Here is a 16,898-nt window from a genome sequence, read left to right as displayed (position 1 = left end):
TCAAAAAACTCGATGGCAATCATCGTAAAGGCGCAATGCACGGCTCGCCAATCTGTGTTAAAAACGCTGCGCCGCCCAAGAACGGGCGGCACAAACGTTCTCAGGGCGGGGTGTAATTCCCCACCGGCGGTAATTGCGCGCAATGCGCATAGCCCGCGAGCGCTTGGCGATGGGCACGGGTCAACCCGTGGTCAGCGGCAAGGTCAGCAGACCCGGTGTGATTCCGGGGCCGACGGTCATAGTCCGGATGAAGAGAGAACGGGATTGACGCCAAAGGGCCGTCCGCGTGTGTTGTGCGCGTGCGTACCCTCGAATCCCTTTCGATTCATAAATGCCCTGTTTTTCACACAAACAGGAGTCAGAACATGCAACCCACCGCTATCGACAGCAAGATCAAACACCCTCAGGGCGAGCGCGTCGCGTTCATCCAGGCCTGCTGGCACAAAGAAATCGTCGACCAGAGCCGTCACGGCTTCGTCACCGAAATGCTCGCCCAGGGTTATCAGGAATCGGATATCGACTTCTTCGAAGTCGGCGGCGCCTTTGAAATGCCCCTGCACGCCAAGTTGCTGGCCAAGACCGGTCGTTATGCCGGTATCGTTGCGGCAGCCCTGGTGGTGGACGGCGGGATCTACCGTCACGAGTTCGTCGCTCAGTCGGTCGTCAGCGGCCTGATGCAAGTGCAACTGGAAACCGAAGTGCCGGTGTTCTCGGTGTCCCTGACCCCGCATCACTTCCACGCCGGCGAAGAACACCAGAAGTTCTTCTTCGAGCATTTCGTACACAAGGGTCAGGAAGCGGCGAAAACCTGCGCCGATACGCTGATGAAGGTGCGTGCGCTGCGTCGTAGCGAGCCGCGCGCGGTAGCGGTCTAGTTTCAAACCCCGATGTGGGAGCGGGCTTGCTCGCGAAGGCGGTGTGTCAGTCAGACCGCTTTCGCGAGCAAGCCCGCTCCCACATTCGATATATGCCAGCTAAAAAATCGGCTCAGGCCAGGCCTTCGTCAGTCGCCGGCACGATCAGGATGCCTGCGCGCAAGCCGTTCCTGACCTTGGGGTTGGGGAAGATGATCCGCGCGCCCTGCTCTTCAATGACCCAGCGCGTGCTTGCCAGGTCCTCGGCCACCACATAGCCCTCATCCAGTTCGGAAAAGTTCTCGATGTCCGCCGGCAGGTTCAGGCGGAACGCATCGCTGTGCTTGATGATTTCCCGCGCCACACTGAATAGCTGCAAACCGTCCAGGCCTTCCTGGGCCGGATCCGGCTCGTTGCCTTCGATGATCTGCTTCAGACGGGTTTCCAGCAGCGAGACGTTGACCCCGGCGTTCTGCCCGAACGGCCGCGCCTTGCCCAATTCCAGCGTGAAGGACTCGGCACCGAGCTTGTCGTAGGTGTAGGAGCTGAACACGATCGACGGTTTGTTCTGCAACAGCACCGCTTCCATCCCGGCGGCGCGCAGGCGCGCCAGTTCGCGACGGGAATGCTGACGTCCCTCTTTCCACGGATACAGGGCGAACTGCTCGATCTTCGAACCCCGAATCGCCGTGTGCAGATCGTAATGCAGGCGCTGGCGGTCCGCCACGCTGAAGAAGCTCGCAGCCAGGCGCTCGAGCTCACAGGCGCGCAGGGCTTCGGAACCGCTGCTTTGCTCGTGACGGCCATTGAACAGCCGATTGACGTCCTGCTCGACGAAACGCTCGCCCTTGCGAATCGCCTCGGGATTGCCGAACAGGAACAGAATGCGTGCGCGCGGCTTCAAATCGCCGCGTGCGATGTCATGCAACAGCCGATCAAGCAGTTCGATCGGTGCTGTCTCGTTGCCATGGATCCCGGCGGACAGCAGCAGATCCAGGCCATTGTCGCGTACTTCCGGCGGCCGGACTTCCAGCGCGCCTTCGCTCAACCAGCGCATGCGCACGCCTTCGACAGTCAGTTGAGTCTTCTCCGCCGGTTCGCGGCCGGCGAGGGTCAGTTCAAGCAGTTTGCCGAGGGCGAGCATAGAGCGGTTTCCTTAGTGATCGTGTTTGCAGTCCGGGCCGTGAACATGTCCCTCGTCGTCGCCGAGGTCGGCCGGCTCCATTTCCAGTTGCAGACTTACCAGATTAGTCGCCAATGGGCGCAACAGCAGGTTGGCATACTCGGCATCATCTTCTTCGACGTCCACGCCGATCAGCAATTGGCCACGGCCGTCCTGCTGAATCCAGACTTCCTTGCCTTGCCACATGACCGCGAAGCGGGTGCAGGAAGTTTGCAGCTGCGTGCCGTCGGTGTCTTCAAGGATCAGCTGCAGGGAATCGCTCATGTCTTTTACTCTCTGGGGTAGACGAACCGCGCGCCGCGCTCGGGCGGCGCGCCGGCCATCAATTGATCTGGAATGGATAAACCGCGCCCAGTTTAAGGATTTGCGTCAGTTCATCCAGTGCCGTCCGGCATTCAAGCAGCAACTGCGGGTCCGCCAGATCGTTTTCGCTCAGGCGGTCGCGGTAGTGCTTTTCAACCCATGCGGTCAACGAACCGTACAACGGGGCCGTCATGATAACGCCTGGATTGACCGCCGCCAGCTCGGTCTCGTTGAGCGCGACGCGCAGTCGCAGGCAGGCCGGGCCACCGCCGTTCTGCATGCTTTGCTTGAGATCGAAGACCTTCACCTCGCGGATCACTCCGCCAGAGCTGGTCAGGCCTTGCAGGTAATTCCAGACACGCTCGTTGCTGCGGCATTCTTCCGGCACGATCAACAGCATCGAGCCGTCAGGACGCGACAGAAGCTGGCTGTTGAACAGGTAGGAACGAACCGCGTCATCCACGGTGACCGCCGAACGCGGTACGCAGACAGACTGGAATTTCCCGCCGGCCTTGGCGAGTTTGCTCGCCAGTTCCGCCAGCATGTTGTCGGTGTCGAGGAACGCGTCCTCGTGATAGAACAGCACCTCGCCGTTGCCCACCGCGATCACGTCGTTGTGGAACACACCCTGATCGATCACCGCCGGATTCTGCTGAGCGTAGACCACGCCGTCATCACGCAGGCCGTGCAGACGGGCAACCGCCTGGGACGCTTCGAGGGTCTGGCGCGCCGGGTATTTCTGCGGCGCCGGGTAACGGGTGTCGAACGCACTGCGACCGAACACGAAGAATTCGACGCCGGCTTCACCGTACTCACGACAGAAACGCGTGTGGTTGGCTGCGCCTTCATCGCCAAACTGCGCCACCGCCGGCAGTGCGGCGTGGTGGGCGAAGTGCTGCTGATCGGCAAACATCGCGCCCAGCACACGGCTGGTGGTCGGGTGCTCGATACTGCGGTGATATTTGCAGTTGAGGTTGGCAGCGGTGAAATGCACGCGGCCGTCAGCGGTGTCGGCGCTCGGGCTGACGGTAGCGGCGTTGGCCACCCACATGCTCGACGCCGAGCAACTGGCGACCAGCAGCGGCATCGCTTCTTTCGCGGCGCGCTCAATCACCTGAGCATCGGTGCCACTGAAGCCCAGACGGCGCAAGGCAGCCACATCCGGGCGCTCCTGCGGTGCCAGCACGCCCTGCTGAAAGCCCATTTCCATCAGCGCTTTCATTTTCGCCAGGCCTTGCAGCGCAGCTTCCTTCGGGTTGGAAGACTGCTGGCTGTTGCTCTGGGACGCCACGTTGCCGTAGGACAGACCACCGTAGTTATGGGTCGGCCCCACTAGACCGTCAAAATTGACTTCATAGGATTTCATCAGCGAGGCTCCACGAGAATCTGTTGTTATAGGCTTCAGTTACTAAGTTTCGAGACTGCGTCGCGGCATTCGCGGGCAAGCCCGGCTCCCACAGGTCGGGATGGTGTATCCAGCACACATCCTGTGGGAGCGGGCTTGCCTGCGAAGGGCATCACGCCATCTTCACGCCCGGCGTCAGGGCCGCCGGCAGCACCAGGCTCGGGGTTTCCAGCGAGGCTACCGGGTATGCGCAGTAATCCGCCGCGTAGTAAGCACTGGCGCGATGGTTGCCCGAGGCGCCGACGCCGCCGAACGGCGCGCTGCTCGCGGCGCCGGTCAGTTGCTTGTTCCAGTTGACGATACCGGCACGGCTTTCCAGCCAGAACTGCTGGTAATGCGCCTCGGAATCCGACAGCAGGCCAGCGGCCAGACCAAACGCCGTGTCATTGGCTTCGGCAATCGCCGCCGCGAAATCGGCGTAGCGGATCACTTGCAGCAGCGGGCCGAAAAACTCTTCGTCGGAACGCTCGGCAACCGCCGTCACATCAACGATGCCCGGCGTCAGCAACGCCGACTGCGCCTGCGGCTGTGTCATCGCCAGCAGCGACACCGCGCCATTGGCCAGCAGATGCGCCTGGGCATCCATCAGCGCTTTGGCCGCGCCAAGGGAAATCACCGAACCCATAAACGGCGCCGGCTGCTGATCGAACGCACCGACCTCGATGGTCGCGCTGACTTCCACCAGACGCTTGAGCAGGCTGTCGCCCCACGCCCCTTGCGGCACCAGCAGACGGCGGGCGCAGGTGCAACGCTGACCGGCGGAAATGAACGCCGACTGAATGATCGTGTAGACCGCCGCATCGAGGTCAGCGACCTGATCGACCACCAGCGGGTTGTTGCCGCCCATCTCCAGCGCGAGGATCTTGTCCGGGCGCCCGGCGAATTGCTGGTGCAGGTGGTTACCGGTACGGCTGGAACCGGTGAAGAACAGGCCGTCGATGCCCGGATTGGCCGCCAGGGCGATCCCGGTTTCGCGGGCGCCTTGCAGCAGGTTGAGCACGCCGGCCGGCAGACCGGCCTCGATCCAGCACTTGACCGTCAGTTCGGCGACTTTCGGGGTCAACTCGCTCGGCTTGAACAGTACGCTGTTACCGGCCAGCAGCGCCGGCACGATATGACCGTTCGGCAAGTGCCCCGGGAAGTTGTAAGGGCCGAACACCGCGACCACGCCATGGGGCTTGTGGCGCAACACGGCGGTGGCGTCGCCCAGCGGGCCGCTCTTCTCGCCGGTACGCTCGCGGTAGCTCTGCACCGAGATCGCAATCTTGTTGACCATACTGGTGACTTCGGTCGCCGCCTCCCACAGCGGTTTGCCGGTTTCCTCACCGATGGTGCGGGCCAGTTCGTCGCTGTGATTCTTCAGGGCGGCGGCGAAGGCTTCGAGCACGCTGATGCGCTCGTCCAGGGTGCGGCGCGCCCAGTCCGGAAACGCCTGACGCGCGGCCTGCACGGCGGACTCGACCTGCGCGGCGGTGGCGCCCTCCCCCGACCACAGCACCTGCTGGGTCACCGGGTTCAGCGATTGAAAGGCTTCGCCCTGACCGGCCAGCCATTCACCTGCGATGTATAGCGAATTCATTATTTCGACTCCCGAGCAGCGGACAACGCCACGGCGCGAACCTGATCGCCTGCGTTGAGTTGAAGACGTTTGGCGGTCAGTGGATCGACCACCAGCGTGCCGGCGGCCAGACGCGCCGCAGCGGCAGTGATCCGGCAGTCTTCGCGTTTGCGGTTATGGATGATGAACGGCGTTGCGTCGTCGCCCGGCGTACCGACAGCCAGCACCAGCGCTTCACTGTCACGCACCGCGCGGATCTTGCCGGTTTCGCATTCGATGGCAGGACCGGCGTCGAAGATGTCGACATAGCCCTGATAGCTGAAGCCTTCGCTCTTGAGCATCGCCAGCGCCGGCTCGGTGTCCGGATGAACCTGGCCGATGACGTTGCGCGCGCCTTCGGAAAGGAAGCAGGTGTACAGCGGGAATTTCGGCATCAGTTCGGCGATGAACGCCTTGTTGCCGACGCCGGTCAGGTAATCGGCCTGGCTGAATTCCATCTTGAAGAAATGGCGGCCCAGGCTTTCCCAGAACGGCGAACGTCCGGCGTCATCCGAGACACCGCGCATCTCGGCGATGATCTTGTTGCCAAACAGCTCCGGGAACTCGGCGATGAACAGCATCCGCGCCTTGGACAGCATGCGGCCGTTCAGACCGGTGCGGTAATCGGCGTGGAGGAACAGCGAGCACAGCTCGGAGTTGCCGGTCAGGTCGTTGGCCAGGAACAGCGTCGGGATTTCGCGATAGATGCTCAGTTCCTGCGACGCGCTGACGGTCAGGCCGACACGGAAGTTGTACCACGGCTCACGCAGACCGACGGCGCCGGCGATGGCGGAAATCCCCACCACGCGACCGTTGTCGTCTTCGAGCACGAACAGGTAGTCCGCATCGCCACGGCCGGCTTCACCGCGAAAGGTCTTCTCGGCCCAGCCGACCCGATGGGTCAGGCGCTCTTCGTTGGCCGGCAGGGTCGTAAGACCGGTGCCGGTGCTGCGGGCCAGGTCGATCAGAGCGGGCAAATCGCTGCTGCGTACGGGACGAACAATCATGCTATCTCCTCAAACGGGCCGCCTTCGCCACCCGTGAAACTCGCTAAGGCGTTAAACCGCCACCAGGCGCACGCTGGCACCTTCACCGACGCCCAGGGCTTCGGCCGCTTCCAGATCCAGGGTCACCGGTTTACCCGGCGCGTAATCGAGCTCGAGCAGTACCGCGCGGTAATCCTGCAATTGCCCGTTCGCCACCAGATACTGGCGACCGATGCCTTTGACCGGTTCACCGATCTTCACCGGCACCACACGGCTCTGGGCGATCGAGCGGATCCCGGAAACCCGTGCATGCAGGGTCGGGCCACCGTCGAAAATGTCGATGTAGTGATCGGTCTCGAAGCCTTCACGCATCAGGATGTCGAAGGTGATCTGCGCGCGCGGATGCACCTGGCCCATCGCTTCCTGAGCGGAATCCGGCAGCAGCGGCACGTAGATCGGGTAATGCGGCATCAGCTCGGCGAGGAAGGTGCGACTTTTCAAGCCACACAGGCGCTCGGCTTCGGCGTAGTTGAGGTCGAAGAAGTTGCGGCCGATGGCGTCCCAGAACGGCGAGTCGCCATTTTCATCGCTGTAGCCGACGATCTCGGTCACCACCGAATCGGCGAAACGCTCGGGATGGCTGGCAACGAACAGCAGACGGCCACGGGAGTTGAGCTCCGACCATGGCGAGCCGACCAATTCGCGCTTCACATAGAAGCTGGTCAGCAGACTGTTGCCGGTCAGATCGTGGCACTGCGAAAGCACGTGGATCTTGTTGTGGATCTTCAGCTCGCGGGACGCATGCACGAAGGTTTCGTTGCGGAAGCTGTAGAACGGCTCGGAATAACCGGCCGAAGCGACGATCGCCGAGCAACCCACCAGCGTGCCGGTGGTGCTGTCCTCAAGCACGAAGAAGTAGCTCTCTTCACCGTTGAAGCTCACTTCGGCGGCGAACGAGGCTTCGCTGGCGGCGATCTTGTCGCTCAGACGTTCCACGTCATCCGGCAAGGAAGTGACACCAATCGGACTGTCCGCAGCCAGACGCTGTACCTCGCCCAGATCAGCCATTTGCGCGGGGCGCATCACCAGCATGGTGTCACTCCTTTCTCTCAGAACTTACAGAAGAAAAATCCCGGGCCGTCTCCGCAGGAGACTGTGGGAGCGAACTTGCTCGCGAAGGCGGCGTGTCAGTCAACAGAATCGCTGTCTGACCTACAGCTTTCGCGAGCAAGTCCGCTCCCACATTTTTGTTCTTGCCCGAAACAAAAAATTGGGTCCGACGCCTGAACAGTCAGGCGTCGAAATGTCTATCAGGCTTGCGTCAGTTTTGCGGCGGCGCGTTCGAAACGCTCCAGGCCGGCGTCGATATCGGCGTCTTCAACCACCAGGCTCGGGGCGAAACGGATCACGTCCGGGCCGGCTTGCAGGATCATCAGGCCTTCTTTTTCAGCGGCGTTGAAGATGTCCTTGGCCTTGCCTTTCCAGGCATCGCTCAGCACGCAACCGATCAGCAGACCGAGACCACGCACCTGGGTGAACAGGCCGTATTTCTCGCCGATCTGCTCCAGGCGGGTCTTGAACTTGTCGTGCTTGGCGTTGACGCCGCTCAGCACCTCAGGGGTGTTGATCACGTCGATCACCGCTTCGGCCACGGCGCACGCCAGCGGGTTGCCGCCGTAAGTGGTGCCGTGAGTACCGACGACCAGATGTTTGGCCAGTGCTTCGGTGGTCAGCATCGCCGCGATCGGGAAACCGCCGCCCAGGCTCTTGGCGCTGGTCAGGATGTCCGGCGTCACGCCGTAGTGCTGGTAGGCGAACAGCTTGCCGGTACGGCCCATGCCGGTCTGCACTTCGTCGAACACCAGCAGCGCGTTGTGCTGGTCGCACAGTTCACGGGCGCCTTGCAGGTAAGCCAGTTCGGCCGGCAGCACGCCGCCCTCGCCCTGGATCGGTTCCAGCACGATGGCGCAGGTCTTGTCGGAAACGGCGGCTTTCAGCGCTGCCAGATCGTTGTAAGGCACGTGGGTGATGCCGGTGATCTTCGGGCCGAAACCGTCGGAGTACTTCGACTGACCGCCGACGTTCACGGTGAACAGGGTACGGCCGTGGAAGCTGTTGAGCGCGGCGATGATCTCGTATTTCTCGCTGCCGAAACGGTCGAACGCCACGCGACGGGCCAGCTTGAACGCGGCCTCGTTGGCTTCGGCGCCGGAGTTGCAGAAGAACGCGCGCTCGGCGAACGTGGCGTCGATCAGCTTGTGCGCCAGGCGCAGGGCCGGTTCGTTGGTGAACACGTTGGACACGTGCCACAGCTTGTTCGCCTGCTCGGTCAAGGCACCGACCAGCGCCGGATGCGCGTGGCCCAATACGTTAACGGCAATCCCGCCGGCGAAGTCGATCAGCTCGCGGCCGGCCTGGTCCCAGACGCGGGAACCGGCGCCACGCACCGGAATGAAAGCGGCAGGCGCGTAGTTGGGAACCATTACCTGGTCGAAATCGGCGCGTTGTACCGCAGCGTGCTCAACGGACATCGGAGTCTCCTGAAGACGAACACTCGCCTGAAACTGGCGAGCGATGGGGGGATTGTAAGGACAGTTTTCTGCCCGGCCTTGTCGCCAAGCGACAACTTCTTATAGCGCAAACCCCGGATTTTCCCGGGTTTACGGCAATGCGACATATAGCGTCGCAAAGGCGCAGTTTAAACTGCCGCCGGCATTTGCAGCAGACCCGGGAGCATATCAATTGCGCAGCGGCCGACGGTCATACATATGTACCGCATCCGCGCTGCCGATCTCTGATTTGCTGGGGTCTTTCCGACGTACAAGGATGCACTCGATGCACGCAGTCCCCGGCTCCCCCTCCGCCGTCAAACCGCTCAACCCCGCCGTACACTACGAACCGCTCAGACATGCCTTCCCCGAATGGCTCGGCAAGGCTTCGGCCAAGCGCCGCGCGGCGCTGAAGAGTGCCCGCCACCCGCTTTCCGAAAAACTCAAGAACGCACCCAGGGAACGGAACGACGAGCTGCGGGGCGTCATTGCCCGGCGCATGGCCGCACAAAACACCCTCGATCAAAAACTCGAACACCTGCAGGACGCCGCTGCCTACGCCGAACCGCTGCTCACCCAGGCATTGAAAAACAGATTCGGCCTGGACCTGGATGTCAGGAACACTTTCCTGCGTCTTTATATTCCGCTGAAAACCTCTGGCATCCCGATCACCACCGGTGCGCAGACCTGGACGGTGTCGCTGCTGGATGCGGCACTGCATAACTTCGAAGCTAGCGAAACCGAGGCAGATGCCTACGCGCCCGAATCCACGTTCATCAGCAAACCGTCCGCGTCAGGTCAGTTCGAAACGCTGCCGCAGATCAAGGCGAAGATCAGCATCGCGGCGTTCGCCCGGCTGTGCCGCGAGCTCGATATCGGCGCCAGCTTCAAGGCCTCGCTCGAAGAAAACCTCGGTTTCACAAATCCGGTCGCCGCCGCCGTTTTGCGCCTGCACATCGACGCCAGCGAAACAGCCGCCATTCAGGCGGCCCTGCACATGGCGCAACTGAGCGGTGACGTCAGTGAAATGTACGTGCGCCTGATCGGTGGTTTGCTCGATGGTTTGCAAGGCATGCGCGTCGACGGCCAGGCGCTGCTGTGCCACGACCTGACGATGATGTCGAAGACGCTGACCGGCATTCTCGTGTTCGCCCCGGACCTGGAGCAGGATCGCGAGTCGATCAGGGTCGTGGCCTATGTGCCGGACGATCCCGAACATCCGATCAAGGAATACGCCTCGAGCCGCGAAATGCTGAAGGAACTGACCCGCCAGCTGCGCGCGCCGGAATATCAGCAGTTTTTCAGCCGCTTCGTCGACCATGACCAGCGCGGGCACTTCTTCGCCGACCTCGGACGCCGCCTCAGCGAAGTGACGTTCCACGAGCCGCAGGCCGGCAGTTCGTTGCCACCCTGGCGCGATACCCCCATCGAAAATCCCAGGCTGCAACTGGTTGCCACGCCCATTCGCGGCGAGCTGTTGGAGCATCTCTATCAGCGCAAACTGAACAAGATCCTCAACGACGCAGCGGCAATCGCCGTCCCCACCGCCACCGTCGACCGCAATGCGCGCTGGGCGATCTGGGACTCTTTCGTCAAGGTCGCGTCCGCGATCGTTGAACTGGCTTCGTTCGTGTTGATGCCCTTCGTACCGTTCCTGGGCCAGGTGATGATGGCCTACATGGCGTATCAGTTTCTCGACGACGTATTCGAGGGCATTGTCGATTGGGCTGAAGGTTTGACCGATGAGGCCTCCGGGCATCTCTTCAGTGCGCTGGAGTCGTTGATTCAACTTGGGGCGTTCGGCGTCGGCGGCGCCATTGCCATGCAAGAGCTGCCGAAGATTTTGCCCGCCGAGATCCTTTCACTGGCCGACCGCTTCCAACCGGTGAAACTGCGCAATGGCAAAACCCTATACTGGAAGCCAGATCTGAAACCCTACGAGCATCCCGCCCCGCCGGCAGAGGTCGTCGAGCCCGACGCCCAGGGCTTGCTCCGGCACGACGGCAAGACACTGCTCGCCAACCATGACGCGCACTTCGCGCTGACCGATCACCCTCACCCGGAAAAGTACCGGATCCAACATCCCAGGCGTACAGACGCCTACCAACCCATCGCGCACCATAACGGCGAAGGCGCCTTCCACACCGAGCTTGAGCAACCTCTGCAATGGGATACCGCCACCGCGTTGAAACGCATCGGCCACAGCGTCGAACCCTTCTCCCCCGCTCAGCGCGAACGCATTCTCAAGGTCAGCGGCTACCCGGAAAATGCCCTGCGCAAAATGCATGTGAATCGCGAGTCGGTGCCGCCCCTGCTCGCCGACAGCATCCAGCGCTTTCGGATCGATCAGGAGCTGCAAGGCTTCATCGAGCGGATCGCCAGTGACAGCCCCGAGCAATACCTCGGCGCAGATCAACCGACCCAACTCCAGTTGCTCAAGGAGCAGAAACTGTTGCCGGACACCCGGCGACTGCGCCTGCTCAACGCCAAGGGCGAAACGCTCTGGGAATCCTCCACGGCCGAAAACCTGCCGCTGACGGACCTCCGGCAGAGTCAACTGACCGACGGCGACCTGCTCAAGACGCTGCTGCAATCGCTCGACGAATCGCAAATCAACACGTTACTTGGCGAGAGCCAGGGTGAGCAGATTGCCCTTGAGGCTCGCGTCCGCCAACTCCGGGCCAGGCTCGCGCAATTCGCCCGGCAGCATCGCGCCGATCTGTTCAACCGCCGTTATGCCACGCAGCAACGCAGTGACGATCCACGGGTGGCGAAAGTCTTGCGGCATGAACCCGGCCTCCCCATCCGCATCACCGAGGAGCTGCTGAAAACCGCCACCGGTGACGAGCTGCTGGAGATCGACAACGGGCGCTGGCCGCAGCACCAGCAGGCGCTTGCCAGCGAGGCCCGCGAGCAATTGCGCATTACCCGTGCCTACGAAGGGCTTGAACTGGACTCGGTCCACAACCCCGACAGCGACACCCTGGCGCTGCACAGCCTGCAGCGCTTGCCGGGCTGGTCGAACGACATTCGCCTGGAAGTTCGCGAACAATCCCCCGAAGGCAAACTCGTCGACAGCACCGGCCCAACCCAGGCCCGCGTGCAGAAAGTGCTGGTGCGCAAAACCGATGGCACCTGGCAGGCGTACGACGATCAGGGCAAGGAGCTGAATGCTTCGATGGATTTCTACAACAGCGTCCTGCAAGCCCTGCCCGACAGCGAACGCCAGGCACTGGGTTTACAGATTGGTGAAGGCGACAAACTCAAACACGCCATTCGTGACAATCCGCACGAGCGCGGCGAGCTGCGTCTGCTGATGTCCTCCGAACCCGCAAAACCCGTGGTCAACGACACGCTGCGCCTGATCGGTTCGGAGGGCTACCCGCTGATCAGACGCGGCGACTCGCGGGAGCTGGAGGACTTGATCAGGGAGGTCTTTCCCGGCATCACCGAAGAAGGTCTGGCGGCCATGGAGTACACATTACTCAATCATCCGGATGGCGCCCGAGCCGAGCTGGCTCGCCTGCGCCTGGAATATGCCCAGCTGGAAAACGACCTGGACCAATGGCGGATCAATACCCCGCCAATCCATCCCGTCACCGGCCAGCAACTGACGACGCAACAATTCCAAGCCGCCCGCCGCAACCGCGACCTGTTCGCCAGGGAGCTGCGCAAATGCTGGCGCCGGGAAAGCCGCGAAGCCTACGGCTACCGGATGCGCTTCCCCGAGCCGCTGCTGGGCGACCTGCCCGAGCTGAGCGCCGATTTCAGCCATGTCGCCAGCCTGGAACTGGCCGGCACCGGCGGCTCCGGTTCGGTGGATGCGTTCGTCGCCCATTTCCCGCGATTGCTGCGCCTGGATCTGCGCCACTTCAATCTGCGTAACCTGCCCGAGGCCGTGGCGACGACACCGTCCCTGCGCCAACTGCGCCTGCGCAATTGCCAGATTGCATTGACGCCGACGAACCAGACGCTGCTGGCATCGCTGCCCGAACTGACCGCGCTCGATCTGCAGGCCAACCCACTGGGCGCCACCCCGGACATCCGCGCGATGACGGGACTGCACCACCTCAACCTGTCGAAGACCGGCCTTTCCGAGTTGCCGGTCGGGCTGTTCGAACACCCACAATTGAAAAGCGTCTGGCTGCGCAACAACCGAATCACCGCCCTGCCGGACGTCCTGTTCCAGCAGCCTGTCGAGCGTTCCGCCGGGTTCGATTTTTCCGGCAACCCGTTGTCCACCGCCACCCGGGAACAGGTCAAAGTCCACTTCAACCAGACCGGCAAAGACTTTGGTGTGCAGGCTGACCGTGCGGATATCGACCGGATCAAAACATTGTTTCCGGATCTCAACGACCGCCAGGCCAACGCGTTGCTGTATCGCCTGCCCGGCTCGCTGCTGCAGGGCCGTTTGCAGGTGAGCCAGTGGGAGGAGGAATTCGCCCGGCTTGCGAACGAGCTGAACACCTGGAGCGGTGACATCCCGGATCGCGACACAGTGAGCGGCACACCCCTCAATGCCAACGAGCAGTTCAACGAGCTGCACGCGCGGGAAACCTTTGCCTGGCAGGTGCAACGACTGTGGCGCCAGCGCTCCAGCGATAACCCGCTGAACCGGGCCGAGGTGTTCAGCGCAGACCCAGGCTTCACCGGTGACCTGCCGCAACTGAGCGTGAACTTCGATCACGTCACCGGCCTGTCCCTCGGTGGCAACAAGGGCCTGCGCGCCACCTCGCCGTTCCTGCGCAGTTTCCCCGGCCTGCGCCAATTGACCCTGCGCAATTTCGCGCTCGATCAACTGGCGCAAACACTCGGTGATCTGCCGCGCCTCGAATCGCTGGTCCTGAACGATTGCGGCATTTCTTTCGACAGCGAGTTGCAGACCGCGCTTGAAGCCTTGCCGAACCTGGAATCGCTTGAGCTGCCGAACAATCCGCTGGGCAAGGCGCCGAAGGTCGAGACATTGCCCGAGCTGTCCTACCTCGACCTGTCGAATACCGGGATCAGCAAAGCCCCGCCCGAACTGGCCGCGCATCCGAAACTGCAAACGGTCATCGTCAGCGACAACCAGTTGACCGAACTGCCCGAGGCCTTCTTTGAGCTGCCCGGACGCAAAAGCGAAAACTTCGACTGTTCGAACAACCCGCTGACCGCCAGTACCCTGGAACGGATCAAGGTGTATTCCCGCGAGCACGGCAAGGACTTCGGCGTACTCGCCGACCCGGCCGACATCGACGCGACCAAAGCGCTGTTCCCCAGCCTCGACAACGAAGAAGCCAGCGACGTGTTTTACGGCTTGCCCGGCGATCTGGAGCACGGGCGCAGCCAGCTCAGGCACTGGAAAGCCGAGATCGAGCAACTGACCAGCGATCTGGCGGCCTGGAAAACCGCCATCCCCGAAACCCATCCGCTGTCCGGGCAACCCCTCAATACGCCGCAACTGATCGCCGAGCACGCGGCCAGACAGGAATTCGCCGATCACCTGGAAGAGCTGTGGCGCGCCCGATCGGCGGACTCGCCAAGGCAACGGGCGCAGAACATGCAATGGAAGGTGCCGTTCATCGGCGACCTGCCGGCGCTGTCGACGGACTTCAGCCATGTGTCCAACCTGACCCTGCACGGCAACGCGGCGGTGAGTGGAGTCGATGCCTTCCTCGAAGGGTTTACCGGACTGCATCAACTGGAACTGCAAAACTTCAGCCTGGGCCAACTACCGACAGCCACCCGTCGCATGCCGCAACTGGGCCATCTGCTGCTGAGAAGTTGCGCGCTGAAACTGACGCCCGAATCGCAAGCGACGCTTTCATCCCTCGGGCAACTGCAATACCTGGACCTGAGCAACAACCCGCTGGGCAGCGCACCCAAACTGGATGGCTTGCCACTGTTGAAACACCTGCGGCTGACCGACACCGGCATTTCCAGCCTGCCGGATGGGCTGTTCGATCACCTGCACATTGCCAGCGGCACATTCGATGACAACCTGATCAGCGAACTGCCCGACGACCTGTTCAACACCCCGGCGGTCACTCACAAGCACTTCAGCTTTGCCGGCAACCCGCTGTCATCGGCCAGTCGCCTGCGCATCAGGCAACGCTTTCGCGTGAACGGCCAGGACTTTGGCGTGTGGTTCGCCCAAAAAGACATCGACCGCACCATCGCCCTGTTCCCGGATCTGAACGATGAAGCCGCCAACCGCGTGCTCTATCTGCTGCCCGGCACACTGGAGGACACCCAGACCCAGCTCCAGCAATGGGAGGCGGAGATCCGCCAACTGAGCGGCGACCTGCAACGCTGGGTCGGTGAAGTGCCTGAACGCGATCCGGCCACCGGCGAGTCGTTCAACGAGAGAGAAAAAGCCACGGAATCGGCGGCCAGAAAGCTGTTCAGCGAGGAACTGCAAGCGTTCTGGCGCAGCCGACGCTCGGCGAGTCCCGAAATCCGCAACAATGAATTCAGACAAGTAATGCCGTTCAACGGTGAGCTGCCAGCCCTGAGCGCCGACTTCAGTCATGTCTCCATACTCAGCCTCGACGGCCACGCCAGGCTGCGGATGAACGAGCGCTTCCTTGAATGCTTCACCGGCGTGAAAGTCCTCGAACTGCGCAACCTGGCGGTGGACCGGATTCCGTCGTCAATCACTCGCATGCCAGCGCTGGAAACGCTGGCCCTGAGCAACTGCGGCACGGTACTGGATGCGGCGGGCAACAAGACGCTGACCACGCTGAAAACCCTGACGGCACTTGATCTCTACAACAACCCGCTGGGTATGGCACCCGACCTGCGCGGCCTGCCGAAGCTGGAACTGGTCGACCTGTCGAGCACCGGGATTTCCGAGATCCCCGTCGGACTCACCGACCATCCCGCGCTGAAAACCGTGATCCTCCACAGCAACTGGATCACCACCATTCCCGAACAGATCTTCAAACTGCCGGCCACGACCACCTTCGGTTTCGACTTCGGCAACAATCCGCTGACCCAGGCCACGCGTGAGCGGATCAAGGTCTGTTATCAGGAGCTCGGCGAAGACCTCGGCGTACTGGCCGATCGCAGCGACCTCACGCGCGCCCAATCGCTGTACCCGAAACTGAGCGACGAGCAGGCCAGCCGATTCATCTATGACCTGCCCGGCACGCTGGTTGAAGGACGCAACGAACTGACGCGACGGGAAGCCGAGTTGCAGGGTTTGATCTTCGGTCTCGACACCTGGAGCAACGATGTCCCGCTCATCAACCCAGACTCCCTGCAAGCACTTACCGATGCCGAACTGTTGCTCGAAGCGCAAAAGCGCAACAACTTCAGGGACGCGCTGCTCAGGTGCTGGCGCAATATTCCGGTCGAGGGTTCCGAGGTCGCCAGTCATGGGTTCGCCTCGCGTCTGTCGATCATGGGCGAGTTGCCGAGTCTCAATGCCGACTTCAGCCACGTCCCGGAGCTGTTCCTGCTCGGCTACGGCGATCACACGCCACGGATCGGGCAATTCCTCGATGCGTTCCCTAACCTCGACAGCCTGGATATTCGCGGTTATTTCCTGCCGGACATCCCCGAGGCGGTTTTCTCGATGGGGCGCCTGACCTCGCTGAGCCTGCCCGATTGCGACCTGACGCTGACAGCGCAATCGGTGACCAGCCTGGCCGGCATGGACAACCTGCAAATCCTCCATCTGCACGACAACCCGCTGGCGCTGACACCCGACCTGAGCAACCTGCAAAGCCTGACCGATCTGGATCTGAGCAATGCCGGCCTGAGCGAGATTCCGCCCGGTGTGCTGACCAACCACAACTGGAGCGAAGTCGATCTGTCGAACAACCTCATCACTGACATCGCCGATGAATTGATGGACGTCCCGGCGTATGTCGGCGACCGCTACGACCTGCAGAACAACCCGCTCTCCGAACAGGCCCGCCGACGGATCCGGACCTATTACGAGGAAACCGGGCTCACATTGAACGTCGACGACATCGCCGGCCAACCGGGCACGGTGAACCGTCCGGGGGGCGATATCGAAGATTGAGATAACCCGC

At 62.1% G+C, this 16,898-nt stretch carries 9 protein-coding genes and 1 riboswitch; of the genes, 2 read left to right on the top strand and 7 right to left on the bottom strand.

The window, feature by feature from the left end; all coding sequences use genetic code 11:
- Nucleotides 1-92 precede the first annotated feature (92 nt).
- A riboswitch (FMN riboswitch) is annotated at nucleotides 93-264 on the top strand.
- Between the two features lie 101 nt (nucleotides 265-365).
- Nucleotides 366-875, top strand: a complete 510-nt coding sequence (locus KVQ74_RS20365; RefSeq protein WP_217832949.1) for a 6,7-dimethyl-8-ribityllumazine synthase — start codon at nucleotides 366-368, stop codon at nucleotides 873-875.
- Nucleotides 876-987: 112 nt separating this feature from the next.
- Here the strand turns inward: KVQ74_RS20365 and astE are convergent, their stop codons facing one another.
- The 7 genes from astE to KVQ74_RS20330 all read right to left on the bottom strand — a co-directional run bounded on the left by astE (nucleotide 988) and on the right by KVQ74_RS20330 (nucleotide 8,859).
- Nucleotides 988-1,998, bottom strand: a complete 1,011-nt coding sequence (gene astE / locus KVQ74_RS20360) for a succinylglutamate desuccinylase (protein WP_217832948.1) — start codon at nucleotides 1,996-1,998, stop codon at nucleotides 988-990.
- 12 nt (nucleotides 1,999-2,010) lie between these two features.
- Nucleotides 2,011-2,301 carry a topoisomerase II gene (locus tag KVQ74_RS20355; protein WP_217832947.1) on the bottom strand — a complete coding sequence of 97 codons (291 nt, stop codon included), beginning with the start codon at nucleotides 2,299-2,301 and terminating at the stop codon, nucleotides 2,011-2,013.
- A 58-nt stretch (nucleotides 2,302-2,359) separates the two neighbouring features.
- Nucleotides 2,360-3,706 (bottom strand): N-succinylarginine dihydrolase, encoded by a 1,347-nt coding sequence (gene astB / locus KVQ74_RS20350; RefSeq protein ID WP_217832946.1) that lies wholly within the window; start codon nucleotides 3,704-3,706, stop codon nucleotides 2,360-2,362.
- Nucleotides 3,707-3,857: 151 nt separating this feature from the next.
- The gene (gene astD, locus KVQ74_RS20345) at nucleotides 3,858-5,327 is read right to left on the bottom strand and encodes a succinylglutamate-semialdehyde dehydrogenase (RefSeq protein WP_217832966.1); all 1,470 of its coding nucleotides are present in this window, start codon (nucleotides 5,325-5,327) and stop codon (nucleotides 3,858-3,860) included.
- Nucleotides 5,324-6,349, bottom strand: coding sequence for an arginine N-succinyltransferase (gene astA / locus KVQ74_RS20340; protein WP_217832945.1), 1,026 nt, complete (start codon nucleotides 6,347-6,349; stop codon nucleotides 5,324-5,326). The genes astD and astA overlap by 4 nt, the downstream gene beginning before the upstream one ends.
- Before the next feature lie 51 nt (nucleotides 6,350-6,400).
- Complete coding sequence (aruF, locus tag KVQ74_RS20335; protein WP_217832944.1) at nucleotides 6,401-7,420, bottom strand: arginine/ornithine succinyltransferase subunit alpha; 1,020 nt, start codon at nucleotides 7,418-7,420, stop codon at nucleotides 6,401-6,403.
- Nucleotides 7,421-7,638: 218 nt separating this feature from the next.
- Entirely contained in the window at nucleotides 7,639-8,859 is a 1,221-nt protein-coding gene (locus tag KVQ74_RS20330; RefSeq protein WP_217832943.1) for an aspartate aminotransferase family protein, read from the bottom strand.
- A 304-nt stretch (nucleotides 8,860-9,163) separates the two neighbouring features.
- Between KVQ74_RS20330 and KVQ74_RS20325 the strand changes: the two genes are divergently transcribed.
- A complete protein-coding gene (locus KVQ74_RS20325) occupies nucleotides 9,164-16,888 on the top strand; it encodes a dermonecrotic toxin domain-containing protein (protein ID WP_225930101.1) in 7,725 nt (2,574 codons plus the stop codon).
- Nucleotides 16,889-16,898 lie beyond the last annotated feature (10 nt).

The sequence above is a fragment of the Pseudomonas botevensis genome (genome assembly GCF_019145475.1).
Taxonomy (GTDB): Bacteria; Pseudomonadota; Gammaproteobacteria; order Pseudomonadales; family Pseudomonadaceae; genus Aquipseudomonas; species Aquipseudomonas botevensis.
This window is presented reverse-complemented; position numbering and strand designations above follow the sequence as displayed.

Coding starts and splice junctions, on each gene's coding strand:
- KVQ74_RS20325 (WP_225930101.1), top strand. CDS start 9,164: ATGCACGCAGTCCCCGGCTCCCCCTCCGCCGTCAAACCGCTCAACCCC.
- KVQ74_RS20330 (WP_217832943.1), bottom strand. CDS start 8,859: ATGTCCGTTGAGCACGCTGCGGTACAACGCGCCGATTTCGACCAGGTA.
- astE (WP_217832948.1), bottom strand. CDS start 1,998: ATGCTCGCCCTCGGCAAACTGCTTGAACTGACCCTCGCCGGCCGCGAA.
- KVQ74_RS20365 (WP_217832949.1), top strand. CDS start 366: ATGCAACCCACCGCTATCGACAGCAAGATCAAACACCCTCAGGGCGAG.
- astA (WP_217832945.1), bottom strand. CDS start 6,349: ATGATTGTTCGTCCCGTACGCAGCAGCGATTTGCCCGCTCTGATCGAC.
- aruF (WP_217832944.1), bottom strand. CDS start 7,420: ATGCTGGTGATGCGCCCCGCGCAAATGGCTGATCTGGGCGAGGTACAG.
- KVQ74_RS20355 (WP_217832947.1), bottom strand. CDS start 2,301: ATGAGCGATTCCCTGCAGCTGATCCTTGAAGACACCGACGGCACGCAG.
- astB (WP_217832946.1), bottom strand. CDS start 3,706: ATGAAATCCTATGAAGTCAATTTTGACGGTCTAGTGGGGCCGACCCAT.